Annotated in this window: 22 protein-coding genes; 7 read left to right on the forward strand and 15 right to left on the reverse strand. The window is 67.9% G+C overall.

Annotated features, from left to right (window positions below):
* Positions 1 to 106: 106 nt before the first annotated feature.
* Complete coding sequence (locus tag GGR46_RS11870; RefSeq protein WP_183997914.1) at positions 107 to 2,503, reverse strand: glycoside hydrolase family 3 N-terminal domain-containing protein; 2,397 nt, start codon at positions 2,501 to 2,503, stop codon at positions 107 to 109.
* Positions 2,504 to 2,650: 147 nt separating this feature from the next.
* Between GGR46_RS11870 and GGR46_RS11875 the strand changes: the two genes are divergently transcribed.
* From GGR46_RS11875 to GGR46_RS11885, 3 genes are all read left to right on the forward strand, one after another.
* Positions 2,651 to 3,739, forward strand: coding sequence for a LacI family DNA-binding transcriptional regulator (locus GGR46_RS11875; RefSeq protein ID WP_183997916.1), 1,089 nt, complete (start codon positions 2,651 to 2,653; stop codon positions 3,737 to 3,739).
* 317 nt (positions 3,740 to 4,056) lie between these two features.
* A complete protein-coding gene (locus GGR46_RS11880; RefSeq protein WP_183997918.1) occupies positions 4,057 to 5,457 on the forward strand; it encodes a sugar porter family MFS transporter in 1,401 nt (466 codons plus the stop codon).
* Between the two features lie 172 nt (positions 5,458 to 5,629).
* Positions 5,630 to 7,408, forward strand: coding sequence for an IlvD/Edd family dehydratase (locus GGR46_RS11885; protein ID WP_183997920.1), 1,779 nt, complete (start codon positions 5,630 to 5,632; stop codon positions 7,406 to 7,408).
* A gap of 325 nt (positions 7,409 to 7,733) precedes the next feature.
* Here GGR46_RS11885 and GGR46_RS11890 read toward each other — a convergent pair whose 3' ends face one another.
* From GGR46_RS11890 to GGR46_RS11945, 12 genes are all read right to left on the reverse strand, one after another.
* On the reverse strand, positions 7,734 to 8,195 hold the full coding sequence (locus GGR46_RS11890; protein ID WP_183997922.1) for a MarR family winged helix-turn-helix transcriptional regulator: 462 nt from the start codon (positions 8,193 to 8,195) through the stop codon (positions 7,734 to 7,736).
* A gap of 146 nt (positions 8,196 to 8,341) precedes the next feature.
* The gene (locus tag GGR46_RS11895) at positions 8,342 to 9,229 is read right to left on the reverse strand and encodes an SMP-30/gluconolactonase/LRE family protein (RefSeq protein WP_183997924.1); all 888 of its coding nucleotides are present in this window, start codon (positions 9,227 to 9,229) and stop codon (positions 8,342 to 8,344) included.
* 3 nt (positions 9,230 to 9,232) lie between these two features.
* On the reverse strand, positions 9,233 to 10,012 hold the full coding sequence (xylB, locus tag GGR46_RS11900) for a D-xylose 1-dehydrogenase (protein ID WP_183997925.1): 780 nt from the start codon (positions 10,010 to 10,012) through the stop codon (positions 9,233 to 9,235).
* A gap of 66 nt (positions 10,013 to 10,078) precedes the next feature.
* Positions 10,079 to 11,182 carry a fumarylacetoacetate hydrolase family protein gene (locus tag GGR46_RS11905; RefSeq protein ID WP_183997927.1) on the reverse strand — a complete coding sequence of 368 codons (1,104 nt, stop codon included), beginning with the start codon at positions 11,180 to 11,182 and terminating at the stop codon, positions 10,079 to 10,081.
* A gap of 109 nt (positions 11,183 to 11,291) precedes the next feature.
* Complete coding sequence (locus GGR46_RS11910) at positions 11,292 to 11,963, reverse strand: dTMP kinase (RefSeq protein WP_183997929.1); 672 nt, start codon at positions 11,961 to 11,963, stop codon at positions 11,292 to 11,294.
* Between the two features lie 28 nt (positions 11,964 to 11,991).
* Positions 11,992 to 13,047, reverse strand: coding sequence for a helix-turn-helix domain-containing protein (locus tag GGR46_RS11915; protein ID WP_246426045.1), 1,056 nt, complete (start codon positions 13,045 to 13,047; stop codon positions 11,992 to 11,994).
* Positions 13,048 to 13,169: 122 nt separating this feature from the next.
* Positions 13,170 to 13,685 carry a hypothetical protein gene (locus GGR46_RS11920; protein WP_183997931.1) on the reverse strand — a complete coding sequence of 172 codons (516 nt, stop codon included), beginning with the start codon at positions 13,683 to 13,685 and terminating at the stop codon, positions 13,170 to 13,172.
* A 65-nt stretch (positions 13,686 to 13,750) separates the two neighbouring features.
* On the reverse strand, positions 13,751 to 14,806 hold the full coding sequence (locus GGR46_RS11925; protein WP_183997933.1) for a sigma factor-like helix-turn-helix DNA-binding protein: 1,056 nt from the start codon (positions 14,804 to 14,806) through the stop codon (positions 13,751 to 13,753).
* Between the two features lie 227 nt (positions 14,807 to 15,033).
* The gene (locus tag GGR46_RS11930; RefSeq protein WP_183997935.1) at positions 15,034 to 16,089 is read right to left on the reverse strand and encodes a peptidoglycan-binding protein; all 1,056 of its coding nucleotides are present in this window, start codon (positions 16,087 to 16,089) and stop codon (positions 15,034 to 15,036) included.
* Entirely contained in the window at positions 16,086 to 16,511 is a 426-nt protein-coding gene (locus GGR46_RS11935) for a hypothetical protein (RefSeq protein WP_183997937.1), read from the reverse strand. The genes GGR46_RS11930 and GGR46_RS11935 overlap by 4 nt, the downstream gene beginning before the upstream one ends.
* Entirely contained in the window at positions 16,508 to 17,848 is a 1,341-nt protein-coding gene (gene fliI / locus GGR46_RS11940) for a flagellar protein export ATPase FliI (protein ID WP_183997939.1), read from the reverse strand. Before fliI ends, GGR46_RS11935 begins: the two co-directional genes overlap by 4 nt.
* An 11-nt stretch (positions 17,849 to 17,859) precedes the next feature.
* Positions 17,860 to 18,252 carry a flagellar biosynthesis repressor FlbT gene (locus GGR46_RS11945; protein WP_183997941.1) on the reverse strand — a complete coding sequence of 131 codons (393 nt, stop codon included), beginning with the start codon at positions 18,250 to 18,252 and terminating at the stop codon, positions 17,860 to 17,862.
* 184 nt (positions 18,253 to 18,436) lie between these two features.
* Here GGR46_RS11945 and GGR46_RS11950 point away from each other — a divergent pair, with 184 nt between their 5' ends.
* The 4 genes from GGR46_RS11950 (at position 18,437) to GGR46_RS11965 (ending at position 23,217) form a co-directional block, all read left to right on the forward strand.
* Complete coding sequence (locus GGR46_RS11950; RefSeq protein WP_183997943.1) at positions 18,437 to 19,795, forward strand: flagellar hook protein FlgE; 1,359 nt, start codon at positions 18,437 to 18,439, stop codon at positions 19,793 to 19,795.
* A gap of 24 nt (positions 19,796 to 19,819) precedes the next feature.
* Positions 19,820 to 21,901, forward strand: a complete 2,082-nt coding sequence (gene flgK / locus GGR46_RS11955) for a flagellar hook-associated protein FlgK (protein WP_183997945.1) — start codon at positions 19,820 to 19,822, stop codon at positions 21,899 to 21,901.
* A 23-nt stretch (positions 21,902 to 21,924) separates the two neighbouring features.
* Complete coding sequence (locus GGR46_RS11960) at positions 21,925 to 22,833, forward strand: flagellin (RefSeq protein WP_183997947.1); 909 nt, start codon at positions 21,925 to 21,927, stop codon at positions 22,831 to 22,833.
* A gap of 168 nt (positions 22,834 to 23,001) precedes the next feature.
* Complete coding sequence (locus GGR46_RS11965) at positions 23,002 to 23,217, forward strand: hypothetical protein (protein WP_183997949.1); 216 nt, start codon at positions 23,002 to 23,004, stop codon at positions 23,215 to 23,217.
* 12 nt (positions 23,218 to 23,229) lie between these two features.
* Here the strand turns inward: GGR46_RS11965 and GGR46_RS11970 are convergent, their stop codons facing one another.
* Both GGR46_RS11970 and GGR46_RS11975 read right to left on the reverse strand, forming a co-directional pair.
* The gene (locus tag GGR46_RS11970; RefSeq protein WP_183997951.1) at positions 23,230 to 25,044 is read right to left on the reverse strand and encodes a hypothetical protein; all 1,815 of its coding nucleotides are present in this window, start codon (positions 25,042 to 25,044) and stop codon (positions 23,230 to 23,232) included.
* Positions 25,044 to 25,244 carry a hypothetical protein gene (locus GGR46_RS11975; RefSeq protein WP_183997953.1) on the reverse strand — a complete coding sequence of 67 codons (201 nt, stop codon included), beginning with the start codon at positions 25,242 to 25,244 and terminating at the stop codon, positions 25,044 to 25,046. Before GGR46_RS11975 ends, GGR46_RS11970 begins: the two co-directional genes overlap by 1 nt.
* Positions 25,245 to 25,270 lie beyond the last annotated feature (26 nt).

Here is a 25,270-nt window from a genome sequence, read left to right on the forward strand (position 1 = left end):
GAGGGGTGGAGGGGCGCGCCGGGCACCGGCGCGTTGCGCCGGCCCCTCCACCAAGCCGCTGCGCGACTTGGTCCCCCTCCCCGAAACAAGCTCGGGGAGGAATTGACTACCGCACAGTGAGAACAGTGCTCTTCAGATCCACCGAATTCGGCCCCGCCGAGATCGTGAACGTCCCCGGCTCCACGACCCGCTTCATCGCCACGTTCCACAGCGACAAATCCTTCGGGGTCAGCTCGAACGACACGGTCTTCTTCTCGCCCGGCTGCAGCGTCACCCGCTGGAAGCGCTTGAGCTCGATCAGCGGCCGGGTGACGCTCGCCTCGTCGTCGCGCACATAGAGCTGGACCACTTCGTCGCCGGCGCGCTTGCCGGTGTTGGTCACGTCCACCTTCACCGTGACGTTGTCGGCGATCCCGATCGTGCCCGTGCCGAGCACCGGCGCGCCAACCTCGAAGCTCGAATAGGACAGGCCATAGCCGAACGGATAGAGCGGGCTGGTGTCGCCGAACAGATAGCCGCGCCGCGCGGTCGGCTTCCTGTTGTAGTAGATCGGCAGCTGGCCGACGCTGCGTGCGATCGACACCGGCAGCTTGCCGCCCGGGTTGAACCGGCCGAACACGACGTCCGCCAGCGCGTTGCCGGTCTGCTCGCCCAGGTACCAGCCCTCGATCAGCGCCGGCGCCTTCTCGGCGAGATAGTTGACCGCATAGGGCCGGCCGTTGAGCAGGATCACCACCACCGGCTTGCCCAGCGCGAAGATCTCCTTCGCCAGCTGGTCCTGCGGCCCGGGCAGGTCGAGCGTGTCGCTGTCGCCGAGATGCTCGTCGGCCCAGGCCTCGCGGCTCAGCGCCTCGTTGCCGCCCAGCACCATCACCACGACATCGGCGTCCTTCGCCGCCGCCACCGCATCGGCGCGCAGCTTGTCGTTGGTCGCCGCGTCGGTGGGCACCACCTTGTCCTGCGCCCACACATGGCCTTCGGTCAGGCGCACACCCTCCGAATAGTCGACCTGGAACTTGCCCTTGCCCTCGGTCTGCATGGCCTCGAGCACCGAGACGACATGGTTCGGCACGTCCGAATAGCCGCCGATCGGGGTGTCGCGGGCGTGCGTGCCGATCACCGCCATCTTCCTGATGCCAGTCGCGTCCAAGGGAAGCAGCCCGGACGAATTCTTGAGCAGCACCACGCTCTCCCGCGCCGCCTGGCGGGCGAGGGCGATGGCTTCCGGCGTGTTGGTCTTCTTCGCCGCGGTCTTCACATCGGCATAGGGGTTCTCGAACAGCCCGCCCTCGAACTTCATCTCGAGCACGCGGCGCACCGCATTGTCGATCTGGCCCTGGCTCACCTTGCCCTCGCGGACCAGCTCGATCAGGTGGTTGAAACCCTCGCCGTCCGGCGTCTCGACATCGACGCCCGCGTCGATCGCCCGCGCGCCGGCGTCCTTGACGTCCTTGAACATCTTGTGGCGCGTCACGAGCTCGCGCACCGCGAAATAATCGCTGACCACCGCACCCTTGAAGCCCCATTCGCCGCGCAGCACGTCATGCAGCAGCCACTTGTTGGCATGGCTCGGGATGCCGTCGATCTCGTTGTAGCTCGCCATCACCGCGCGCACCGGCAGCTGGGTCACCGCGCTCTCGAACGGCGGGAAGAAGTCCTCGCGCAGCGTCCGCTCGCCCAGCGAGGCGGGGCCGATATTGGTGCCGTTCTCCGGCTGGCCGTGCCCGGTCATGTGCTTGAGCGTGACGAACACCTTGTCCCTGGCGAGGGGCAGCGTCGTGCCCTGGAAGCCGCGGATCGCCGCCAGCCCCATCTCGCTGACCAGATAGGGATCCTCGCCATAGGTCTCCTCGATCCGGCCCCAGCGCGGATCGCGCGCCACGTCGACCACCGGCGCCAGCACCAGGTTGGCGCCGCGCGCCCGCGCCTCGGACGCCGCGACGCCGAACACCTTCTCGAGCAGTCCCGGATCCCAGGTCGAGGCGAGCGCGATCGACTGCGGGAAGCTCGTCGCCCCCGGCGCCACCAGCCCGTGCAGCGCCTCCTCGTGCATGATCATCGGGATGCCGAGCCGGGTCTTCTCCAGCGCCCATTTCTGCGCCGCGTTGATATAGGTCGCGGTATCCGCCGGATTGCGGTTGCCGACGCCCACAGCCGCGCCCGCCGCGCCATTGGCCGCCGGCGTCACGCCGCGCCGGTCGGACGGGCGCGAGACCATGCCGAGGCCGTTCGGAAAGGCCTGGCTCGCCTTGGCCGGATCGAAATCGCCCGCCGCGGTCTGGATCCTGTCCTTGTGCTCCCAGATCGCCACCAGCTGCGCGACCTTCTCCTCCAGCGTCATCCGGGCGAGCAGGTCCTCGACCCGCGCGTCGACGGTCTGGCTGGCATCCTTGTAGAGCGGCCGATCCGCCCTGGCGGTCTGGGCCTGCGCCGCAGGTGCGATGACGGGTGTCAGCGCCGTGGCGGCGATGGCAAGCGCGACGATGCGGCGGAAATTACGCACGTTCCTCTCCCTCTTTGGATCGCGGCGCTCGGGCGCCGGCCTATTTCGAATTATGGTAGCGCTATCACTATCAGCGCCAGTCCGAACAGGTCAACCGGCACGCACGCGCGATTGCATTATTGCTAATCGCGGAATATCCCCAAAACGATGAGCAGACCCAGCCGCAGAAGCCGAGGCACAGTCACCGTACAGGATGTCGCGCGCGCCGCTGGCGTGTCGGCGATGACGGTATCGCGTGTCGTCAATGGCGGCTCCAATGTTAGGGAAACAACCCGCCAGGCCGTTCTCGAGGCGATCGCGAAGCTCAACTATTCGCCCAACAGCGCCGCGCGCAGCCTGGCGGCGGGCGAGGCGACCCAGATCGGCCTGCTCTATTCGAACCCGTCGGCGGCCTATCTCTCGCAATTTCTGATCGGCGCGCTCGCCGCCGCCCGCCGTGCCGGCTGCCACCTGGTGCTCGAGGCCTGTGAAGGCGAGCGGGCGGACGAGCAGGCCGAGGCGACCCGCCAGTTCGCCGCCACCAGCGTGGAGGGCGTGATCCTGCCGCCGCCGCTGTCCGAGGCCGCGCCGGTCCGCGCCGAGCTGGAGGCCGCCGGCATCCCCTGGGTGTCGGTCGCCATGGGCCTGCCGCCCGAGCGCAGCCTCAACGTCCGCATCGACGACGCCGCCGCCTCGGCCGCGATGACCAAGCACCTCATCGACATGGGCCACCGCAGCATCGGCTTCATCCGCGGCAATCCGAACCAGACCTCGTCCGCCGAGCGCCATCGCGGTTTCGTCGAGGCGATCGAGGCCGCCGGTCTCGACGTCAAGGCGATGCCGGTCGAGCAGGGCTATTTCACCTTCCGCTCGGGCATCGTCGCCGCCGAGCGGCTGCTCGATCGCAAGGAACCGCCCACCGCGATCTTCGCCTCGAACGACGACATGGCCGCCGCTGCGGTCGGCGTCGCGCATCGCCGCGGGCTGCACGTCCCGCAGGACATCAGCATCGTCGGCTTCGACGATACCTCGCTCGCCACCACCATGTGGCCCGAGCTGACCACGGTCCGCCAGCCGATCGCCGCCATGGCCGAGAGCGCGCTGGCGCTGCTGCTCGCCCGGCTGCGTGCGCACCGGGCGGGCACCACCGACAAGCTCGAGGAGCAGGTGCTCGATTTCGAGCTGATCCAGCGCGAATCCTGCGGCCCGCCTCCCGGCGCGGGCAAGCCGGCGCCGGCGAAGAAGAGCTGGCGTTAAGGCTCAAGCCCTCAGGCTCGAATACCAACGGATCGTCACCCCCGCGAAAGCGGGGCCCATCTCGTGGGCGATCGGCAAATACAACCGGTGCGTTACGGGATGGTCTGGGAGATGGGTCCCCGCTTTCGCGGGGATGACGGAGGCGCGGGTAGCGCAGGCGATCAAGGGGACTTGGCCCCCGGCCCAAACAGGTCCAGCATGACAACGCGGGACAGAGTCGCTCCTCCGGCGTAACCCCACTTGCTTTTCCCGTCGGATCGAGCCACCGTTACCGCTAACAATTCGCCCGACCGGGGCGTAATGGAGGGGATGAGTGCATGAATGATACGGCGCAGAAGGCCAATATCGGCCTGATCGGCGCCATCGTCGCGGTGGCGACGATCGGCGGCCTGCTTTTCGGCTATGACAGTGGCGCGGTGAACGGCACGCAGGAGGGCCTTAAGCACGCCTTCGCGCTCGACGAGGCGGGCCTCGGCTTCACCGTCGGCTCGCTGCTGATCGGCTGCGTGTTCGGCGCCTTCTTCGCCGGCACGCTTGCCGATGCGATGGGTCGCCGCAACGTCATGCGCCTCGCCGCCATCCTCTTCCTCGGCGGCGCGATCGTCCAGGGCATCGCGCACGATCACACCATCTTCGTCATTGCCCGCATCATCGGCGGCATCGCGGTCGGCGCGGCCTCGGTGCTGTCCCCCGCCTATATCTCCGAAGTCGCCCCCGCGAACATCCGCGGCCGGATGACCACGGTCCAGCAGATCATGATCATCACCGGCCTCACCGCCGCGTTCGTGGTCAACTATTATGTCGCCCAGGCCGCCGGCAGCTCGCTCGGCCAGCTTGGTGGGATCGAGGCCTGGCGCTGGATGTACCTGATGCAGGCGATCCCGGCCGCCGTCTTCCTCGTCGCCCTGTTCTTCATCCCGGAGAGCCCGCGCTACCTCGTCGCCAAGAAGCGCAACCCCGAAGCGCTCAAGGTGCTCACCAGCCTGTTCGGCGCCACCGAAGGCGGCCTCAAGCTCGCCGAGATCCAGGCCAGCTTCTCGACCGACCATCGTCCGCGCCTGGCCGACATCTTCGCGCCCGGCGGCTTCCTTGGCGTCCGCGCGATCGTCTGGGCGGGCCTGCTGCTCGCGGTGTTCCAGCAGCTCGTCGGCATCAACGTGATCTTCTATTACGGCGCCACCCTGTGGCAGCTCGCGGGCTTCACCGAGAATGACGCGCTGCTGATCAACATCGTCTCGGGCGCCGTCTCGATCGCCGCCTGCTTCGTCACCATTGCGGTGATCGACAAGATCGGCCGCAAGCCGCTCCTGCTGATCGGCTCGGCCGGCATGGCGGTCACCCTGTTCGTGATGGTCTATGCCTTCAGCCAGGGCGCGCTGGTCGACGGCAAGCTGGTCCTGACCCCCGAGCTGGGCATGGTCGCCGTCGTTGCCGCCAACCTCTATGTGATCTTCTTCAACGTCAGCTGGGGCCCGGTGATGTGGGTGATGCTCGGCGAGATGTTCCCCAACCAGATCCGCGGCTCCGCGCTGGCGGTCTGCGGCTTCGCGCAGTGGGGTGCCAATTACGTCATCGCCCAGACCTTCCCGAGCATGGCCAAGTGGAGCCTCACCGGCGCCTATACCTTCTACGGCGTCTGCGCGGTGATCAGCTTCTTCCTCGTCCAGAAGTTCATCCACGAGACCAAGGGCAAGGAACTGGAAGCGATGGAGGGGTGACCAATTCTCCCTCTCCCGCTTGCGGGAGAAGGAAGGGGCCCATCGCGCAGCGATGGGAAGGGTGAGGGTGAGAGCTGGCCGCGAGTAGTTCGCTTACGGCCAGCTCTCACCCTCACCCCAACCCTCTCCCGCAAGCGGGAGAGGGAGATTGCATGAGTAGAGGTTTGACTAGATGACCACCCGCACCCCCGTCCGCCCCTTCCGATCGCGCGAATGGTTCGCCGCGCCCGGCCGTGCCGACATGGCCGCGCTCTATCTCGAGCGCTTCATGAACTACGGCATCACGCCCGAGGAGCTGACGTCGGGCAAGCCGATCATCGGCATTGCGCAATCCGGCAGCGACATCGCGCCGTGCAACCGCATCCACCTCGAGACCGTGAAGCGCGCCCGCGCCGGCATCCTCGCGGCGGGCGGCGTGCCGATGGAGTTTCCGCTCCACCCGATCTTCGAGAATTGCCGCCGGCCGACGGCTGCGCTCGATCGCAACCTCGCCTATCTCGGCCTGGTCGAGATCCTCAACGGCTATCCGATCGACGCGGTCATCCTCACCACCGGCTGCGACAAGACCACGCCCAGCTCGCTGATGGCCGCCTCCACCGTCGATATCCCGGCGATCATCCTGTCGGGCGGCCCGATGCTCGACGGCTGGCACGAAGGCGAGCTGGTGGGTTCCGGCACCGTCATCTGGCGGTCGCGCCGCAAGATGGCCGCCGGCGAGATCGACGAGGCCGAATTCCTCAAGCGCGCGATGGAAAGCGCCCCCTCATCCGGGCACTGCAACACCATGGGCACCGCCTCGACGATGAACAGCATCGCCGAAGGGCTCGGCATGTCGCTCCCCGGCTGCGCGATGATCCCCGCGCCGTACCGCGAGCGCGGCCAGATCGCCTATGAGACCGGCAAGCGTATCGTCGAGATGGCCTATGAGGACCTGCGCCCATCGAAGATCCTGACCAAGGCGAACTTCCTCAACGCGATCAAGCTGCTCACGGCGATCGGCGGCTCGACCAACGCCCAGCCGCACTTGGTGGCGATGGCCCGCCATGCCGGCGTCGAGATCACCCCGGACGACTGGCGCTCAGGCTACGACCTGCCGCTGGTCGTCAACATGCAGCCGGCAGGCGAATTCCTCTCCGAGCGCTTCCATCGCGCCGGCGGCATCCCCGCCGTGCTCACCGAGATGCTCGCCAACGGCGCGCTCGACGGCGACGTGATGACCTGCACCGGCAGGACGCTTGCCGAGAATGTCTCCGGCCACGGCGTCACCGATCGCGCGGTGATCTTCGATTGGGACAAACCGCTCAAGGAGAAGGCCGGCTTCCTCGTCCTGTCGGGCAACCTGTTCGACATCGCGATCATGAAGACCAGCGTGATCGGCGAGGATTTCCGCGCCCGTTATCTCTCGCGCCCCGGCCATGAAGGCGTGTTCGAGGGCCGTGCGATCGTGTTCGACGGCTCGGACGACTATCACCACAACATCAACGATCCGGCACTGAACATCGACGAGAACTGCATCCTCGTCATCCGCGGCTCGGGCCCGATCGGCTGGCCCGGCTCGGCCGAGGTGGTCAACATGCAGCCGCCCGATCACTTGATCCAGAAGGGCATCATGAGCCTGCCGACGCTCGGCGACGGCCGCCAGTCGGGTACCTCGGACAGCCCGTCGATCCTCAACGCCTCGCCCGAAAGCGCGGCGGGTGGCGGGCTCGCCTGGCTGCGCACCGGCGACACCATCCGCGTCGATCTCAACAACGGCACCTGCGATGCGCTGGTGGATGCGGACGAGATCGCCCGCCGCAAGGCCGAACCGGCCCCGCCGATCCCGGAGAGCAACACCCCCTGGGAAGAGCTCTATCGCGAAAAGGTCGGCCAGCTGGGCGAGGGCGGCGTGCTCGACTTCGCGCTCAAGTACCGCAAGACCAGCGAAAAGGTGCCGCGGCACAACCACTGATCCTCCAAATTCCTCCCCCAGCTTGCTGGGGGAGGGGGACCGCCGCCGAAGGCGGTGGTGGAGGGGCCGCCGGCGCAGGCGGCGTCCCGCCAGCCCCTCCACCCCGACGCTTCGCGTCGCGGTCCCCCTCCCCGAGACAAGCTCGGGGAGGCATGATGCTCCAGCACCGCCCGCTCCAAACCCTCACCAGCCCCAAACCGTCATCCCGGCGAAAGCCGGGATCTCAGGCGAAGGCGCGAGACAGGAGCCGCACGAGATCCCGACTTTCGTCGGGGTGACGGTAAGAGGCCGGGCTGCGTGAGGGGCAGGCAGGACGGCAAAAGCCTCAGTCCTCCACCTCGCCACGCCCGATCTCGATCAACTCCGCCAGCACCTCGCGGGCGTGCAGCACCCGCGCGTCCCCCATCCGCACGAGCAGCTCGGCATCGATCGCCTCGCGCGCTGCCTTCTGGGTATCCGCCGCTGCCTGCCCGCGCTCGGTCAGCGTCACGGTCAGCCGGCGCCGGTCCTGCGCGTCGATCTGTCGGTCGAGATAGCCGCGCAGCACCAGCGCATCGACCAGCTGTCCGGCCGCCTGCTTGGAGACGCGCAGCTCGCGGACGATCTGGCTCAGCGGCGCCTCGCCCAGTGCCAGCGCGCCGATCACGTACAGCCCGTTGCCGGGGATATCATCATAGCCGCGCGCGGCCAGCGCCGTCCGCATCGCCGCGCCATAGGTGTGCCGGGCATGACGCAGCAGCGCGGGAAGCGCGACTTCGAGGAGTGGGGAGGGGGTATCGTCGGACATTGGACAAGCTTCCTTCCGTCATCCCCGCAAGGGCAGCGATGACGAGAAAGATTTACAGTCCCGAATATTGATAGTCAACTAAATTGACTAAAAATGCCCGCCCAAATACCCTTTCGGCGCAACCTTGGCCAACTTGGGCGTCCGCTTCAGACCCCTTCGCGGATCAGCGTCCCCGCCACGCCGGGCACCGAAACCTCGAAGCGGAACAGGTCCCCGGCCCGCGGGTTCGCCGCCCTGGCTTCGGCGCTCAGATGCTTGTTGGCGGTGGTGGCATAGACCGTCTTGAGCTCCGGCCCGCCAAAGGCGATCTTGGTGATCGCGTCGACGGGGAAGGGGACCACCTCCAGCAGCTCGCCGGCCGGCGAATAGCGCCGCACCGCCGATCCCATGTACAGCCCGATCCACACGCAACCCTCGGCATCCACCGTCGGCCCGTCGGGATAGCCTTCTTCATTGGGGATGCGGGCGAATTCGCGCCGGTTGGTCAGGCTGCGGTCCTCGGCGACGTCGCAGGCATGGATTACCCCGCCCAGCGTGTCGACATGGTAGAGCGTCCTGCCGTCGGGGCTCAGCGCCGGGCCGTTGGTGATCGAATAGGGCGGGCTGGAGGGCACGCAGACGCCGTCCGCGCCCAGTCGGTGGATCGCCCCGGTCTCGGCCGCCTCGGCATCGTCCATCGTCCCGAACCACAGCCGGCCGTCGGGGCAGACGGTGCCGTCGTTCAGCCGGTTGCCGGGCAGATGCGGCTCGGGATCGGTGAGGGGGGTGAAGCTGCCGGTCTCGGGGTCGAAATGGGCCAGGCCGGTCTGCAATCCGGCCACGAACCCGCCGCGCTCGGCCGGCAGTACGAATCCCACCTGCGCCGGCGCCTCCCAGCTGCTTTTGTCCCCGGTCTCGGGGTCATAGCGATGGACCTTGTGGCCCTTGATGTCGACGAACCACAGGGCGGCGTCCCGCGCCACCCAGACCGGCCCTTCGAGCAGTGGTGCGGCAAGCGACCAGACACTCTCCGGTGCCGACGTCACCACGCTCATATGTTACCTCCAGCCTGCGTCGACGAAATACTCGTGGCCCGTGATAAGCCGTGCGTCGTCAGAGGCAAGGAACAGTGCCATCGCCGCGATGTCGTCGGGCACGAGCCGGCCCTTGAGGCACTGGGCGGCGACGATCTCGGCCTCGCCCTCGGGCGTGTACCATTTCATCTGGCGCGGGGTCTTCACATTGCCCGGCACGATGCAGACCGAGCGGATATTGTCCGGGCCCAGGTCGCGGGCGAAGCTGCGGGTCATGCCCTCGATGCCGGCCTTGGCGGTCTGGTAGAGCGTCAGCCCTTCGAGCGCGAGGTGCCAGGAGATCGAGCCCAGGTTGATGATCACGCCCGCGCCCTTGGCCTTCATCCCCGGGATCACCGCCTGGGCGCAGAAGAACAGGTGGCGCAGGTTCACGTTGAGCCGGTTCTCCCAATAGTCTTCCGTCACTTCCTCGATGGTGTGGCGGTCGTCATTGGCAGCGTTGTTCACCAGGATATCGAAGCTGCCATGCTCCTCGATCAGCTGCGCGATCACCGCCTTGGCCGACTTGATGTCGGTCAGGTCGACGTTGCGATAGGTCGGCGCCTTGCCCACGGCCTCGAGGCTGGCGACCAGTTCCTGCGAATCCGCGTCGGCAATGTCGAAGAAAGTGACGTCCGCGCCCTGGCGGACGAAACCCTCGACAAGGCCGGCACCAATCCCGGAGCCGCCGCCGGTGACCAGCACGCGCTTGCCCTTCAGGCTGGGATAGATGGCACGCTGATCGCGAGTCTGGGTCACGTGCATGGGATCAGCTTCCGACATGAGAATGAATTACCTTGGAAAACATAGAGGAGTGGCCGCGCGCTGCGCTCACAGCAGGCCGCGGCCCGCCAGGTTGCGCACCAGTGCGCGGATGCCGAAGGTCCAGGGCGCGGCGGCCTTGGAGGTGGTGACCCGGTTGACCAGCGCGCCGAGCTTGGGGCTCGAGATGCGCACCACGTCGCCGTCCTTGTGCGTGAAGCCGCGGCCGGGGTGGTCGCGATCCTGGATCGGGGCGAACAGGGTGCCGAGGAACAGCGCGAAGCCGTCCGGATACTGGTGCTCGCTCAGCGTCTGGCGGACCAGGTCGGTCGGGTCGCGGCTGATCTGGCTCATCTTGTTGGTGCCCTCGAGGCGATAGCCTTCGGGCCCGTCGATGACCAGATCGACCTCGGCCGCGCGGACATCGTCCATCGTGAAGCCGGTATCGAACAGGCGGATGAACGGCCCGATCGAGGTCGAGGCGTTGTTGTCCTTGGCCTTGCCGAGCAGCAGCGCACTGCGTCCCTCGAAATCGCGCAGATTGACATCGTTGCCCAAAGTCGCGCCCCGCGGCGTGCCGGTCTTGTCGACGATCAGCACCACTTCGGGCTCGGGATTGTTCCAGTCGCTGTCCGAGCGGACGCCGATATCGGCACCCCAGCCCACCGCTGAGAGGACGGGTGCCTTGGTGAACACCTCGGCATCCGGGCCGATCGCGACTTCGAGGTACTGCGACCACATCCCCGCCTCGATCAGCGCGGCCTTGAGGTTCGCCGCCTCGGGCGTGCCCGGCACCACCGAGCGGATGCCCGATCCGACCTTGGCTTCCAGGTCGCCGCGGATCTCGTTCGCCTTGTCGGCATCGCCGCGCGCGCGCTCCTCGATCACCCGCTCGATCGCCGAGAGCGCGAAGGTCACGCCGCATGCCTTGACGCACTGCAGGTCGATCGGCGCGAGCAGGACAGGGCCGTTATCGCTACCAAGATCGGCCACGGCGCCGATGTCGGCGCCGGTCACGCTCGCCGGATCGGCAAGGTCGAGCAGGTCGGATACGGTCGCGGCGCTGGCCGAGACGTCGTAGATTCGTCCGCCGCGCAGGATCACGGGGCTTGGGCCCGCTTCCGTCAAGATACGGCCAACCAGAATTGCCTGCTCATGATCGACAGGCAGCATTTCCGCCGGGGACGCTTTCAAAATCCTCTCGCCTCGATATTTGATTGTGATAGCGCTACCATGCTGCGGCACGGGTGGCGCTGTCAAGCATATCGCGACGCTTTAGGGGTTATTTCGGAACCGCTTCCAGCAGGGCGACGATCTCGCCGACGATATCCGCGGGCGGGCGCATTGCCCCGTCGGTGCTGGCGTGCACCATCCGCCACGGCCCGAGTAGGCCGGCAGCTACGATCGACTCGTAATTGCCTCGTACGCGCTGCTGGAGTGCGACATCGGCTTCATATTCGTCGAAGCTCTTCGCGGTATAGCTGCGCTCGGCCTTCTGCAGGATCAACGCGCGGGCAAGCTCCCAGGGCGTGTTGAGATAGATCGACAGGGCGGGAGCGGGCAGGGCGAACTGGCCGGTCTCGAGCGCCAGAATCCATTCCATCAGCGCGCGGCTCTCGTCCGCCGGCACGCGGGCGCCCTGATAGGCCATGTTCGACGCGACATAGCGGTCGAAGATCAGCACGTCATGTGCCTCGACCGCGGCGAGGACCTGGTCGCGCCACTCGAACCGGTCGAGCGCATAGAGCGTCGCGGCGGCGTGGGGGCTCACCGGCACGGGCATGTCCCCGGCCAGGTAGCGACCGATCGTCACCCCGGCGACGGTCTCGCCATAGCGCGGGAAGCCGATCACCGTGGCGGTCTTGCCCGTGGCCTGGAGCGTCTCGCACAACAGCCTGGACGTGGTGTTCTTGCCGACGCCGTCGGCGCCTTCGATCGCGACAATGATCCCCATGGCCCGCGCCCTAGCACGGGCGCCGCGATCAGAGGAAGACGGCGGAGACGATCGCTGCGAGGCTCGACGGATCGCAATCGTCGAGCGGGACCTCCATGTCCGGGTTGACGCTGTAGCCGATCATCCGGCCGTCGCGATCCGAAGCGACCGAGAGCAGCCGCCAGCTTTCGCCTTCGCGCAGCGCCGCGAGCCCGCCGGGTAGCGGCAGGCGATCGGGATCGGCGACCACCGTCGCCTGGGCGGGCAGGCCGCCGCCCAGCGTCGCGCGGCAGACCTTGAGGCCGAAGGCGCGCGGCCCGGCGATGTGCGGCGCTTCCACCGTCTCGCCGGTCGGCTGGTGGCCGATCAGCCCCTGGGGCAGCGCCAGGCCGAAGATCGGCACCAGCCGGATCGCGCTCACCGGCGTGCCGGGCAGCGGCAGCGGCATCGATGCCAGCACGGGCGGCGCTTCCTCGTTCAGCGCAGTGACGAGCTCGGCCACGCGTTCGCGCGTGCGGGTGATGCGCGTCTCGGGATTGGCGATGGTGGCGAGGAAGGGCGCCAGTGTGCCGGCCTGGTGGCGCTGCTCCACCTCGGCGCGCAGTTCCGCTTCGTCGGCGACGTCGAACAGGGCGAACAGCGCGGTGTGGATCGCCGCGTTCCAGCGTCCGAACGGCTTCTGCGCATTCTCGACGCGGGAGAGGTTCACCGGGGGCAGGCCGAAGTCGCGTTCGATCACCGCGATGGTGAGCGCCGGATCGAGCGTGCGGCGGGCGCGGAGCGCGGCGCCGAGCAGTACCGCGAAGCGCTCCTCGTCCTGGTCGAGCACGGCGCCGTCGCTGAACGGCTCGGCCCAGACAGCGATGTCAAAATCGGATGCGTCGATATCCAATAACAATTCGGTCGGTGCCAGGTCGAGCGCCGCGGCGATGCGACGCAATTCGTCGGGCCGCGCCACGACTTCGCCGCGCTCGATCTTGGAAAGACGAATATAGGGTATCTCGGGAATCTTGGTCGAGAGACGGAGCAATTTGGCAAAGCCGCGCCGTTGACGCTGCTCACGCACGCGGTTCGGAAAGACAATTGCACGATAGAAGTCGATCATGGGTTCGCCTGCGGTCCCCGGCCGCATCTTACCCTTTCCGTTGGCGCTTGCCATGCTCAATCCCCAGAGACTCGGGGCATCTTGAAGCAATTCAAGGATAATACAAGGTAAACGACATTCCGTTAATGGAACGATCCTGCCGACTGGCTGCCCGAAAGCAGGCCACAGGAACCGGCCGGATCCAGGTCCAGGATCATCGCCAGCGTGCTCTCGCCGATGGCATGGCGCAGCAGCCAACCCTCGGCCGAAGGCGACGGATGATCGGGCGCGAAGGCCACCCCGGTGCCGTCGGTGATCACGCCGAGCGCCGCCGGCGGGCTCGGCCAGCGACCGGCAAGATAGTCGAGCAGCGCGGCGGCGGCGTCCTGCAGAGCGCCTTCGTCGCTGTCTTCCGGGCAGAAAGCGTCCGGTGCGGCCGAGATGGTGGCGACGCGCTTGAAGTCGCGCTGGCGCCACCAGATCAGGTGGATCTCGCCATCGGACGAGGCTTCCAGGCCCAGGATCAGATCATTGCCGGCGGGCAACAGCGGCTGGGCCAGTCGCGCCACGTCCTGCGCGAGGGCGGTCAGGTGGCGATTGGGGCGCGGCAGCGAGCCATGTGCTTCTCCGCTGCCGTTCCAGTCGAAATTGCGATGCATCGGTTCCTCCTACCCTCTCAGGGGCATTATAGGATGGGTTTGAAACGCGGGGCGTTCCGATGCGATCAGTGGAACGAAGCCGTCGACGGGGCAGGGGCCGCGATGAGCTGGACTGCCTCGACCTGCTGCACGGCAGGCGTGGTGATAACCGGCGAAAGCGTGGTCGGGTCCACGGCGCGGACGCTCGCCAGGCGGTTGTGCGGCAGGCTGGCGTCCGGAAGGATCGGCGCGGTGCGCGCAGCCGGGGCCGGGCGACGCTTCGGGGTGCCGGGCTGGCCATATTCGGCCATCACGGCGAAGCGCGGATCCTTGGCGGCGATATCGGCGATCGCCTTGGCGGCGCGCTTGGTGATCTGGCGGACGCGCTCCTTGGTCACGCCGGTCTCGAGCGACAGGTCGTCGAGCGTGGCGGTCTGGAACACGCGGCGCTCCACGATCTCGCGGTCGCGGCTGAGCTTGGCCTCGAGCTTCTCCAGCTCGGCGGGATCGATGCCATAGGTGGCGGTGCGCAGGCGCGGACCCTCGGCGCGGCGCAGCGCGGCTTCGGCGCGCTTCGGGCGGGGACGGCGACGCAGCGCCTCGACACCGACCTTGCGGAGCTGGTCGACATAGGCGTCGATGAGTTCGGAAACGGCGCCCTCGGCGAGATAGTCCGAAGCCGCGGCCTCGGTGCGCTCCAGGGCGAATTCGTCCTCGATCATCGCCTCGGGGCTGATCTCGTCGCCGTCGGGCGAGGTGGCGAGGGCGCTGAGCGAAACGGTGGTCGCCTCGACCTTCTTCGCCGACGGGCGCTGATCGGTCATCAGGCGGAAGCGCAGGCTCTGCAGCTCGCCGCGGATCTGCCAGTTCACGAAGGTGGTGAACTGCGCCTTGGTGGGGTCATAGCCCTCGATCGCGCGGTGCACGGCAATGGCGCAGCACTGCTCGGCATCTTCCCAATGGGCGGTCAGGCCGTACTGGCGGACGAAGTGGCGGATGCGCGGGGCGATCAGCTTGAGGATCTGGGCGAAGGCACGGTCGACATAGACGCGCTGGCGGTTCGTACGAGCGGCGCCGTCCTGCGGCGTATTCTCGATGACGGTGGCGACGGCTGCTTCCAGCGCGATCGTGATCTTCGACATTGCAAATCCCCTGTTTGTCCTGGCCAGCCGGGTCTCGGCCGCCGTTCACAGGGGCAACATGGTCTCTAATCCTTTAACAGAACCCTTAAATTCCTATATGTAGTCCTACCAATCGCACATTCCCCTACGGAAGGGGGAATATGGTTAAAACTCAGAAACTACGAGTTTTTATGCGGTTTCCGCCATTTCGGGTACCCGCGGACAATCCATTATAGGATAAAAATAATTTAGCCGGCGAATTGTTCCGGACGGATTCGACGATCGATGAATCCGAGCAACCACTGGCGGTGCGCCTGGGTTGCGTTGCCTGCCGCGGCGATTCGCTGTTCGGCCGCGCCGCCGCCGATCTGGGCGGCCAGCAGCATGCGGGCGCGGCCCGGATCGATGCCGCCGGCCAGGAACTTCTTGGCGTCGCCCAGCCCGAGATGGTGCGAGAGATAGGCCGACTTGGCCAGCGTCTCGGCATCGGTGTTCACCCGGATGCCCGATTGCTCGAGCTTGGTGAGGTTGACCTTGGCGAAGTCGGCGACGGCGAGGATCGAGGCCTGGCCGTCATAGCGCAGCGCCAGCAGCTCGCTGCGCGCGCCCGCCACGACCTTGCCGCGCCCGTCGAGCCAGCCGCGCTCGGAGGCGACCTGGTTCAGCCAGGTGCCCGAGGTCTCGGCGAGATGCTCCCAGGTGCCGCTCAGGAACTGGCCGAGGCCGGCAGCGCTGGAGCGCGGATTGCGCGACATGGTGTTCCAGCTGCCGTCGCGGCCCTTGGCCGCCTCGGCATCGACGATCGCGGCGAGCGCGGTCGCGGGAATGCCGGTGCGTGCCTCGGCCATGGCCAGGGCGGGGCCGAAGCGGCTGTTGGCGCCCAGCGCCAGGCCGGAATCCATCGCCCCCTTGGCGACCGAGACGGTCGCGTTGGTGCTCATCATCGCCGCCATCCGGCGGCTGCCCTGCTCGGCGGAATCGCCGATCGCATCACGCAGGTCCTCGACGCAGTCGTTGGCGAAGCTCGCGCTGGTGGGCTTCTGGTGGCACGAGCAGGCACAGGCGCAGTGGCAGCCCTGCTGCACGCCGCCCGGCTGCATGCCGTTCTGCTTGCCGAGCAGCTCGAGCAGCGAATCCCCGGCCAGGCCGTTCTGGCCGATGCCGCCATTCTTCTTGTCGTCGCGGTCGCCATCGCCCAGCGCTGCGCGCCACAGCCGGCTCGCCAGCTCGGTCTGCGCCTCGCTGTAGATCACCTTGGCGCGGTTGGCCGGGCTCAGCGATGCGAGTTCTGCGCGCGGGATCATGCGTTGCGCTCCGCAGTGCGGCGCGCGATGACCAGCTTCGCGGCGGCGATGTCGTCGATCATCGACTGCTCGGCGCCGGCGGCGATGCGCTCGGCCTCGTCCTTGAAGCGGCCGGCTGCGCCTTCGATGGCGCGCATCGTGCCATAGACCTCGACGGCCTGGGCACGCAGATGGGTGAGTCGCAGGTTCGCGATCTGGGACTGCTGGTCCAGCCGCGCACGCTCGGCCTTCATCCGCAGCCGCCAGGCATCGCTGGCGACCGGTACGGTGATGGCGAGCGCGCGTTCCTCGCGCATGCGGATCTCGTGCGCCCGGGTCTGGTGGTCGAGCGTGGTGATCGTCTCGATCTCGACGCTGATCGACACCTTCACGGCATCGACTTCGCGGCGCTTGACGCGCAGGGCGGTGTCGAACGGAGTCATTCGTCCATCATCTCCATGCTCAGCGCGACGATCTCGCCGAGTGCGGCGAAGGCGGCGTCGGCGCTGCCCTGGTCGTTCTTGCCCTGGTTGAGCATCGCCTCGATCTGCGGGGCGAGCGCCACGGCGCGGTCGACCTCGGGCGAGGAGCCGGCCTTGTAGGCGCCCAGGCGGACCATCTCTTCCATGTCCGAATAGGTCGACAGCAGCTTGCGCGCGCCGACGCGGATGTCGTTCTGCTCGTCGTTCATGCAATGCGGCAGGGTACGCGAGACCGACTTCAGGATGTCGATCGCCGGATAGCGGCCGCGCTCGGCGATCGCGCGGCGCATCACGACGTGGCCGTCGAGGATGCCGCGCACCGCGTCGGCGACCGGCTCGTTATGGTCGTCGCCGTCCACCAGCACGGTGAACAGCCCGGTGATCATGCCCTTGCCCGGCGCGCCGGGGCCGGCGCGCTCGAGCAGGCGGGGCAGCTCGGCGAAGACGGTGGGGGTATAGCCCTTGGTCGCCGGCGGCTCGCCACTGGCCAGGCCGATCTCGCGCTGCGCCATGGCGAAGCGGGTGACCGAGTCCATCAGGCACAGCACGTTGAGGCCCTGGTCGCGGAAATGCTCGGCGACGGCGAGGGTGGTCCAGGCGGCCTGGCGGCGCATCAGCGCCGGCTCGTCGGAGGTGGCGACGACGACGACCGAGCGGGCCATGCCCTCGGGACCCAGATCGTCCTCGATGAATTCCTGCACTTCGCGGCCGCGCTCGCCGATCAGGCCGATCACGGCAACGTCGCACTGGGTCCAGCGCGCGAGCATCGAGAGCAGCACCGACTTGCCGACGCCCGAGCCGGCGAACAGGCCGAGGCGCTGGCCGCGGCAAAGCGGCACGAACAGGTCAAGCGTGCGCACGCCGGTCTCGATCCGCTCGGCGACGCGGGCGCGATTGGCGGCGGCGGGGGGCGGGGCCTTGATCGGCTGCGGATCGGCGCCATTGGGCAGCGAGCCGAGCCCGTCCACCGGCTGGCCGAGGCCGTTGATCATCCGGCCTAGCCAGGCCTTGGAGGGGCGGACGCTGAACTGGCCGGCGCCGAGTTCGGCGCGCGCGCCCAGGCCGACGCCCTGCGGGTCGACGAACGGCAGGCACAAGGCGACTTCGCGATCGAGCGCGGTCACTTCGGCCTGGACGATGCCGTTGGGCGAGGTGATCTCGATGCGGCTGCCGATCTGGGCGGCACCGGCGAGCCCTTCCACTTCGATCAGCGCGCCGCGCACGGCGACGACCCGACCGAAGCGGCGATCGGGGATCATGTCCCGGATCGCACGGGCTGCGCTGGCGAGCGTCTGCACCTTATCGTTCCTCAGGCCGCCTGCTGGGCGACGACGGCGTCTTCGAACGCGATCACTTCGCGGGCGCTGCCGAGAGCCTTGTAGTATTCGCCCTGGGCGATCTCGCCGGCGAAGCGGATGCAGGCCGCCTTGGCCTCGGCCGTGCCGAGCGCGGCGATCAGCGCGCCGACCAGGCCGACCACGGCCTCGTGGTGGCTGTCGCGGCTGGCCGGGTCGATATAGGCGAGCATGGCGGCGAAATAGAGCTGGCGCGCCGGGGTGGTGGCTTCCTCGGGGCGCATGATCTCGCTCCCGCGCAGGATGGACACCTTATTCTCTATGGCGATCTGGGTGCGGCCCACCGCGCGGATCACCGCGCCGTTGACGATCGCCTTCTCGCCGTCGCGAAGCGTGATGCGGAGCATGGGGATACAGCCTTTCGTTCGTTTGGCTGCATTATAGGATGCCTTTCGCATCGCCGGCGGCGCACCCGGCAATTTTTGCCCAGCAGAATCTTATTTGAGGCTTTGTTGGGGTCTGTGCCGCGCTCATCCTACAATTGGGGCGTGGGCCCGTGCGCGTTTCGCGGGCATCGAGGGAGTATTCGTCTTGAGCCTCTATTCCGCTCTCTATGCCGGCGTTTCCGGTCTCAACGCGCAGTCCAGCGCGATGGCAGCGGTTGCCGACAACATCACCAACATCAACACCATCGGCTACAAGGGCGTCGAAGCCCAGTTCAAGACGATGGTCACGGACGGCCGAGCCCGTTCCAGCTACTCGGCCGGCGGCGTCGTCGCGGCGCCGACCGCAATGATCTCGAAGCAGGGCATGATGCAGGCTTCGAGCAGCAGCACCGACATCGCCATCGACGGCAAGGGCTTCTTCGTCACCCGCACCGCCTCGGGCGGCCAGGGTGAAGTCGCCTTCACCCGCGCCGGTTCGTTCCGCGCGGACGAGGAAGGCTTCCTGAAGAACCCGGCGACCGGCCTGTACCTCTATGGCTATCGCCTCGATGCCGAGGGCAAGTACAACAACACCGGCAACATCGACGATCTCGAAGCGATCCGCGTCAGCGACCTGACCGGCACCGCGGCGGCGACGTCGCGCATCCAGGCGCGCATCAACCTCAACACTGCGACCGACGTGTCGCCGGCCGCTGCCGGCTACACCAAGGGCGACCTGGCGAAGTATGCGGCGAACAACAGCTACACGCCGAAGACCGAGAACCAGTTCCAGCGCTCGTTCACCGTCTATGACCAGCAGGGCGGTTCGCACACGCTCAACATGGCCTTCATCAAGACCGGCCCGAACGCATGGAAGGCGGAAGTCTATTCGGTCCCGGCCAGCGACATCATGGACACCAGCGTGACTCCGGCGGTGCCGAGCACCAACGGCCTCATCGCCGGCGGCGACGTCAACTTCAAGCCGGACGGCAGCCTCGACCTCCCGTCGGGCAGCTGGCTGAACAGCGCGCTGAACATCACCTATGCCAACCAGGCGTCCTCGGTGCCGATCAAGCTCGAACTGGGCAGCGACGGCAAGATCGACGGTCTCACCCAGTTCGGCCAGCCGAGCTCGCTGATCTCGGGCAACACCGATGGCGGCACCCTGGGCAACCTGTCGCAGATCGAGATCACCAAGGAAGGCGTGGTCAATGCTGTGTTCGACGACGGCACCACCCGTGCGGTCTTCCAGCTCCCGCTGGCGACCTTCCAGAACCCGGACGGCCTCACCCGCGTGTCGGGCAACGCCTACACGGCCAGCCGCACCTCGGGCGGCTTCACGCTGAACGAGCCGGGTGAACTCGGCGCGGGCGCAATCGCGCCGAACTCGCTCGAAGCCTCGACGGTCGATCTCGCCAGCGAGTTCACCAACATGATCCGCTTCCAGCGTGCGTACAGCGCCTCGTCGAAGATCATCACGACGGTGGACGACATGCTGCGCGAAGTCAGCGACCTGAAGCGCTAAAACTCTAACTGAACGCAGGGGATCATGGCGCTCAACGACATTCTCGGTACCGCGATTTCCGGCCTGAACGCTGCTCAGGCCGGACTTCGCTCGGTTTCCAACAACATCGCGAATGTCGGGGTGGCCGGCTATGCGCGCGAGCGCGTCAGCCTCACCACGGGCGTCGTCGGGGGACAGGTCAGCGGCGTGGTGGTGGGCGAGCCCACCCGCGTCGCTGACAAGTTCCTCGAAGCGACGGTCTACAGCCGCGCGGGCGATTTCGGCCGCTCGGAAGTGGTCTCCAACTATCTCGATCGCATGCAGGCGCTGCTCGGCCAGCCCGGCAGCAAGTCCGGCCTGTCCGCGCGCCTCGACGACGTCTCGGCCTCGGCTGTGGCGATGACGGGCTCGCTCGCCTCCACGCAGACGGTGGCGCAGTTCACCAACGACGTGCAGGATGCGATCACCTCGATGCAGCAGATGGACAAGGACGTGTCCCAGCTGCGCTCCGACGTGGAGTCGGAAGTCGGCTTTTCGGTCGACAAGATCAACACGCTGCTCCAGCGTATCCACGACCTGAACGGCACGATCGCCCAGGCGACCGGCCTCGGCCGCAGCGCCGGCGGTGCCGCCGATCAGCGGATGAGCGCGCTCGAGGAGCTGAGCGGCCTGATGCAGGTCAACATCCGCGAGCAGCCGGATGGCCGCGTCTCGATCGAGACCGCCAATGGCCAGACCCTGCTCGACAAGCGCCTGCGCCAGCTCAACTATCCGAGCAGCGGCTCGGTCTCGCAGGCAACCTATCCCCCGATCGAGATCCGCCTGGCCCAGCCCGATGCGGCGACCGGCGACAAGATCGATTCCGCCGCGATCGGCGGCAAGCTCGGCGGCCTGCTCGATCTGCGCGATCGTGCGCTGCCGGCGGTCCAGGAGCAACTCGGCACGCTGTTCACCGGCCTGTCCCAGGCGTTGAACGCGGTTTCGAATGCCAGCAGCACCGTGCCGCCGCCCGCCAGCCTCACCGGCCGCAACAGCGGCCTGATCGGGGCCGACCGGCTCGGCTTCACCGGCGCGGCCACCTTTGCGGTGACCAAGGCGGACGGCACGCTCGTTGCCAGCACCAAGATCGATTTCGATGCGCTAGGTCCCACCGCGACGGTCGATGACATGGTCAACGCGATCAATACGGGCCTGGGCGGCGCCGGCACGGCGAGCTTCGTCGACGGCAAGCTCACCATCACCGCTGCGGGCGCGGGCAACGGCGTGGCCGTCGGCCAGGACGCGACCAAGCCCAGTGCGCGCGCCGGGCAGGGCGTCTCGCAATATTTCGGACTCAACGATCTCGTCCGCAGCGACAGCAGTTCGCTGGTCCCCTCGGGTCTCGCAAGCAGCGACCCTCACGGCTTTGCTGCGGGCGAGACCGCACAGATCGTGCTGCGTGACAGCTCGGGCCGGGCGCTGACCAGCTACACGCTGTCGCCCGCCGCCGGCGGCACCGTCGGCGACATGGTCAACGACCTCAACGCCAGCCCGCTCGCCAATTTCGGCACCTTCTCGCTCGACGATGCCGGCCGCATGCGCTTCCAGCCCTCGGCCAACGTCGCGGGCGCGACGCTGTCGATCCCGGCGGACTCGACCAATCGCTTCGGCACCGGCCGTTCCTTCTCGCAGATGATGAACCTCACCGGGGCATCGAGCGGGCTGGGCATGGCCCAGGTACGTCCGGACATCCTCGCCGATTCGTCCAAGCTCGGCCTGGCCCAGCTGCAGGACGTCGCGGTCGGCGCCAAGGCGCTCGGCTCGGGCGACACCCGCGGCGCGACTGCGTTCGTCAACAAGCTCGGCAGCGCGATCGATCTCGGCAAGGACGGCAAGTCCACGGTCGATGCCTTTGCCAGCAACCTGATGGGCCGCATCGGCCTCGACGCCAACCAGGCCCAGGGCAGGCTCGCCGATGCCTCGGCGCGCAGCGCCGATGCGATCAACCGCCGCGACAGCTTCGCCGGCGTCAACATCGACGAGGAACTCTCGCAGATGGTGGTGCTGCAGAACAGCTATTCGGCCGCCGCGCGCGTGATCTCCACCGCCAACGACATGTACGACACGCTCCTCGGCATGCTCCGCTAAGGGCCAGAAAGAAGGGAAGACCCATGACCCGCGTCGCCACCATTCCGCTCCAGAGCACCATGTCCAGCGCGATCATGCGCGCGCAGGAGAGGCTCGCGAACACGCAAACCCAGCTTTCGACCGGCAAGAAGGCCGCGACCTTCGCCGATCTCGGCACCGAGTCCGTGCGCAACCTGTCGGCGCACACGCTGCTCGCGCGCCAGGAAGCGCAGTCGACCGTCTCGAAGCGCGTCGGCACCACGCTCTCGCTCTACCAGGCGAACATGGAAGGTATCGAGGACGCTACCACGGACCTGCGCACCAGCCTGATGAACGCGGTCGGCACCGGCGATGCCGCCGGCCTGCAGGAAGCGATCCAGCAGGCGTTCGACCAGTTCCGCACCTCGCTCAACGCCTCGGAGGGCGGCACGCCGCTGTTCGGCGGCAGCCAGATCGACCAGGCGCCCTTCTCGGTGGACACGCTGGCCGATGCGGCCGCGACCCCGGGCAGCGCCGCCTTCCACAACGACACTGTGCGCGCCAATGCCCGTGTCGGGGAAGGCGTGGACGTGAAGTACGGCGTCGGCGCCAGCGAGATCGGCGCCAATCTCTATGAAGCGTTCCGCACGCTCGGCGGCGCAGGCGCGATCGGCACCAAGCTGACCAGCACCCAGCTCGACGCGGTCAAGCAGGCGGTGAGCCAGCTCGACACCGGCCTGGGCGACCTGCGCGCGGTCAACGCGGAGAATGGCCGCAAGCAGAACCAGGTCGACACGCTCGCCTCGCGCGGCGAGGAGCGCGGGCTGGTGCTCAAGAATGTGATCCAGGAGAATGAGGACGCCGATCTCGGTCAGGTCGCGATCGACCTCGCCCAGCAGAAGAGCGTGCTCGAGGCGAGCTACTCGGTGTTCGCCCAGCTCTCGGGCCTGAACCTGACCGCCTATCTGAAGTAAGACGCTTCTTCGGATGGAAGCATAATGGACCCCGGAGGCTAGCGCCTCCGGGGTTTTCCTTTGGCCGCTCCGGGGCCTGGGATGCCCCTCCAGGAGGTTGTTGCTGCCGATCGTCGTGCAGCCTCAGGCCCGTCGATCTGGGCTTTGCGAGGACGCACACCGACGTCGGTGCTGGTCTATTCGGATGCGCCGATCGCGCGTGAAGTGCAGGACGGGCTGTCGTACCACGCCACCTTTGGCGCGTCTTTTCCCAGGAGCCGGCGCGCGCTTCGCTTCGCGACGGACGTGCTCGGCCATGACCGCGACAGGCGGAGTCTAATCGTGCTGCTGGCACCCGACACGCCGATCGACTCGATCGCGTGCGAGGCATTCGTCACCGCATAGGACGGATCGGCCTCAGCCCCCTGCGTCGAGCAAGTCGCCGATCGATCCCGCCGGGCTCGCTTCGGGGATCGCGCCGATCGCGGCGTCGAGCTTGGCCGGATCGATCCTGTCGATGCTGGCGGTCAGCATGTCGAACGCGCCGGCGGTCGGCAGGCCCTTGAACGCGGTGGCATAGCGGCCGTGCAGGCCGCGCAGCTTGTCCTCGCGGTTGAGCATCGCCAGCGCCACGGCATAGCGCAGCACGGCGGCCTGTTGCGGCGCGGCCATGGCCGTCTTGGCGCCGGGCAGGCTCTTCTCGCTCTCGGTCACGAAGGCGCCCCAGTCCTGGGTGCGCCAATGGATCTCGGCGCGCACCGCCGCGCCGTCCGGCACGCCGTCCAGCGCTGCCGCAGCGGCTTCGTCCTTGCCGAGCCGATGGAGCGCCACGGCTTCCATCCGCTTGCGATCCCAGCGCATCTGCTCGGAATAGCTCGGCTGCTCGGTGGTCTGCAGCGCCTTAAGCGCCAGGTCCGGGCGGTTGGCCAGGATCTGCAGCATCGCCACGCGCACCGAAAGCGGGCCCTGCGCCACGTCCTGCGCGCGCTGGGTCAGCTGGTAGGAGAGCAGCTCGGCGGCGCGGGCATAGAGGCCGGCGGCCTGGAGCCGGTCGGCCAGGCGGTTGGCGAGTACGTCGCCGTCACCGCCGGCGGGAGCCAGCTCGCGGAAGTCCCAATAGAGGCCGGCCGCCTGGGGCAGCGGCACGCCGCTCTCCGGCGCCAGCACCGCGTTCAGCGTCTGCTGCAGCTCGGCGAACATCGGCCCCGCCTGGGCGCCCATCTTGAAATAGCGCAGCAGCGTGGCGCCGCTCTTCAGCTCGGCGCGCAGGTCCTGCGCTTCCTTGGCCAGGCCATATTCGATGGTCAGCGCGCGGCGCTCGACCGCGCCGCCGCGCCAGCCGAAGCGGAGCGCATCGAGCTGCTTGATCGCATCGGGCGGAGAGACGGAGTGGCCGGCGATCGCTACTTCGATCGCACCGAGCTTCGCGCCGGCCTTGACCTCGGGCGAGCCGGTGAGCGCGGCGCGCTCGAAGCGCAGGCGCGCGCCGGCCAGATCCTTCTGGGCCAGCAGCGCGCGGCCGCGCAGCAGGTTGGCGTCGGGATTGCGGTCGCTGAACAGCTGGAGCCATTGCAGCGCCGGCTGCGGCTGGCCGATATCGATGGCGGCGCCGGCGGCGGCGAGCATGAAGGGCACGCGGTCGCGCGGGACGCGGGCGTTGATCGCGCCGCGGGCGCATTCGATCTGGCCGACGGCCTCGGGCGCGGCACCCGAATGGGCGAGCGCGCGCATCCGCCAGGCACAGGCCTCGGCATTGCCGACCAGCTCGGCCGAGCTCAGCGATTCCACCGCCTCGGCATCGCGGCCGAGCAGGGTCAGCGCCGCGCCGCGGGCGAGCTGGAAGGGGGCGACCAGCGCCAGGTCGGGATCGGCGAGGCGCATCGCCTCGAGCACGCCCATTGCCTCGCCGCCGCGTTCGGTGCGGATCAGGCCCTTGGCATAGTTCCAGCGGATCGACTGGCGATTGTCCGGCGTCGCGGTGGCGAGCTGGTGCCAGGCCTCGGTGCCGGTCACGCCGCTCCAGCCGTCACCGCCGGTGATCATCGGCATCTGGGCGAGGGTGGCGGCGAAGCGGGGCAGGGCCACACTCGGGATCGTCGCGGCCGGCGTGGCGGCGGCATGCGGCGTGGCGGCAGCGCCCGGCGTCGCGGCGGGGGCGGGCGTGCCGTGCGGCGCGACGGTCGGCGCCGTGGTGGTCGCGCCGGCGGCAAGGGCAAGGAACAGGGTGCGCATCAGCCGAGCCCGAACGGACGGACCACGATGACGGCAACGCCGCCGCCGATGCACGCGAGCAGGAAGAGGATGGCCTGCATCATCGGCAGCGCGACCTTGACGGGCACGGCGGCCGGAGAGGCCTTCGGACGCACGACTTCGGCCGTGCCTTCGATGGTGGTCCGCACATTGGGGTGCCCCGCGTCACGGACGACACGCATCTTTCCCGGGCGTTGATCGTGGCTCA

This window comes from Sphingomonas kyeonggiensis, assembly GCF_014196745.1.
Taxonomy (GTDB): Bacteria; Pseudomonadota; Alphaproteobacteria; order Sphingomonadales; family Sphingomonadaceae; genus Sphingomonas; species Sphingomonas kyeonggiensis.

Coding starts and splice junctions, on each gene's coding strand:
- flgK (WP_183997945.1), top strand. CDS start 19,820: ATGGCGCTCAACGACATTCTCGGTACCGCGATTTCCGGCCTGAACGCT.
- GGR46_RS11885 (WP_183997920.1), top strand. CDS start 5,630: ATGACCACCCGCACCCCCGTCCGCCCCTTCCGATCGCGCGAATGGTTC.
- GGR46_RS11960 (WP_183997947.1), top strand. CDS start 21,925: ATGACCCGCGTCGCCACCATTCCGCTCCAGAGCACCATGTCCAGCGCG.
- xylB (WP_183997925.1), bottom strand. CDS start 10,012: ATGCACGTGACCCAGACTCGCGATCAGCGTGCCATCTATCCCAGCCTG.
- GGR46_RS11920 (WP_183997931.1), bottom strand. CDS start 13,685: ATGCATCGCAATTTCGACTGGAACGGCAGCGGAGAAGCACATGGCTCG.
- GGR46_RS11930 (WP_183997935.1), bottom strand. CDS start 16,089: ATGATCCCGCGCGCAGAACTCGCATCGCTGAGCCCGGCCAACCGCGCC.
- GGR46_RS11975 (WP_183997953.1), bottom strand. CDS start 25,244: ATGCGTGTCGTCCGTGACGCGGGGCACCCCAATGTGCGGACCACCATC.
- GGR46_RS11875 (WP_183997916.1), top strand. CDS start 2,651: ATGAGCAGACCCAGCCGCAGAAGCCGAGGCACAGTCACCGTACAGGAT.
- GGR46_RS11905 (WP_183997927.1), bottom strand. CDS start 11,182: ATGCTGCCTGTCGATCATGAGCAGGCAATTCTGGTTGGCCGTATCTTG.
- GGR46_RS11945 (WP_183997941.1), bottom strand. CDS start 18,252: ATGCTCCGCATCACGCTTCGCGACGGCGAGAAGGCGATCGTCAACGGC.
- GGR46_RS11895 (WP_183997924.1), bottom strand. CDS start 9,229: ATGAGCGTGGTGACGTCGGCACCGGAGAGTGTCTGGTCGCTTGCCGCA.
- GGR46_RS11970 (WP_183997951.1), bottom strand. CDS start 25,044: ATGCGCACCCTGTTCCTTGCCCTTGCCGCCGGCGCGACCACCACGGCG.
- GGR46_RS11915 (WP_246426045.1), bottom strand. CDS start 13,047: ATGATCGACTTCTATCGTGCAATTGTCTTTCCGAACCGCGTGCGTGAG.
- GGR46_RS11935 (WP_183997937.1), bottom strand. CDS start 16,511: ATGACTCCGTTCGACACCGCCCTGCGCGTCAAGCGCCGCGAAGTCGAT.
- GGR46_RS11890 (WP_183997922.1), bottom strand. CDS start 8,195: ATGTCCGACGATACCCCCTCCCCACTCCTCGAAGTCGCGCTTCCCGCG.
- GGR46_RS11880 (WP_183997918.1), top strand. CDS start 4,057: ATGAATGATACGGCGCAGAAGGCCAATATCGGCCTGATCGGCGCCATC.
- GGR46_RS11925 (WP_183997933.1), bottom strand. CDS start 14,806: ATGTCGAAGATCACGATCGCGCTGGAAGCAGCCGTCGCCACCGTCATC.
- GGR46_RS11910 (WP_183997929.1), bottom strand. CDS start 11,963: ATGGGGATCATTGTCGCGATCGAAGGCGCCGACGGCGTCGGCAAGAAC.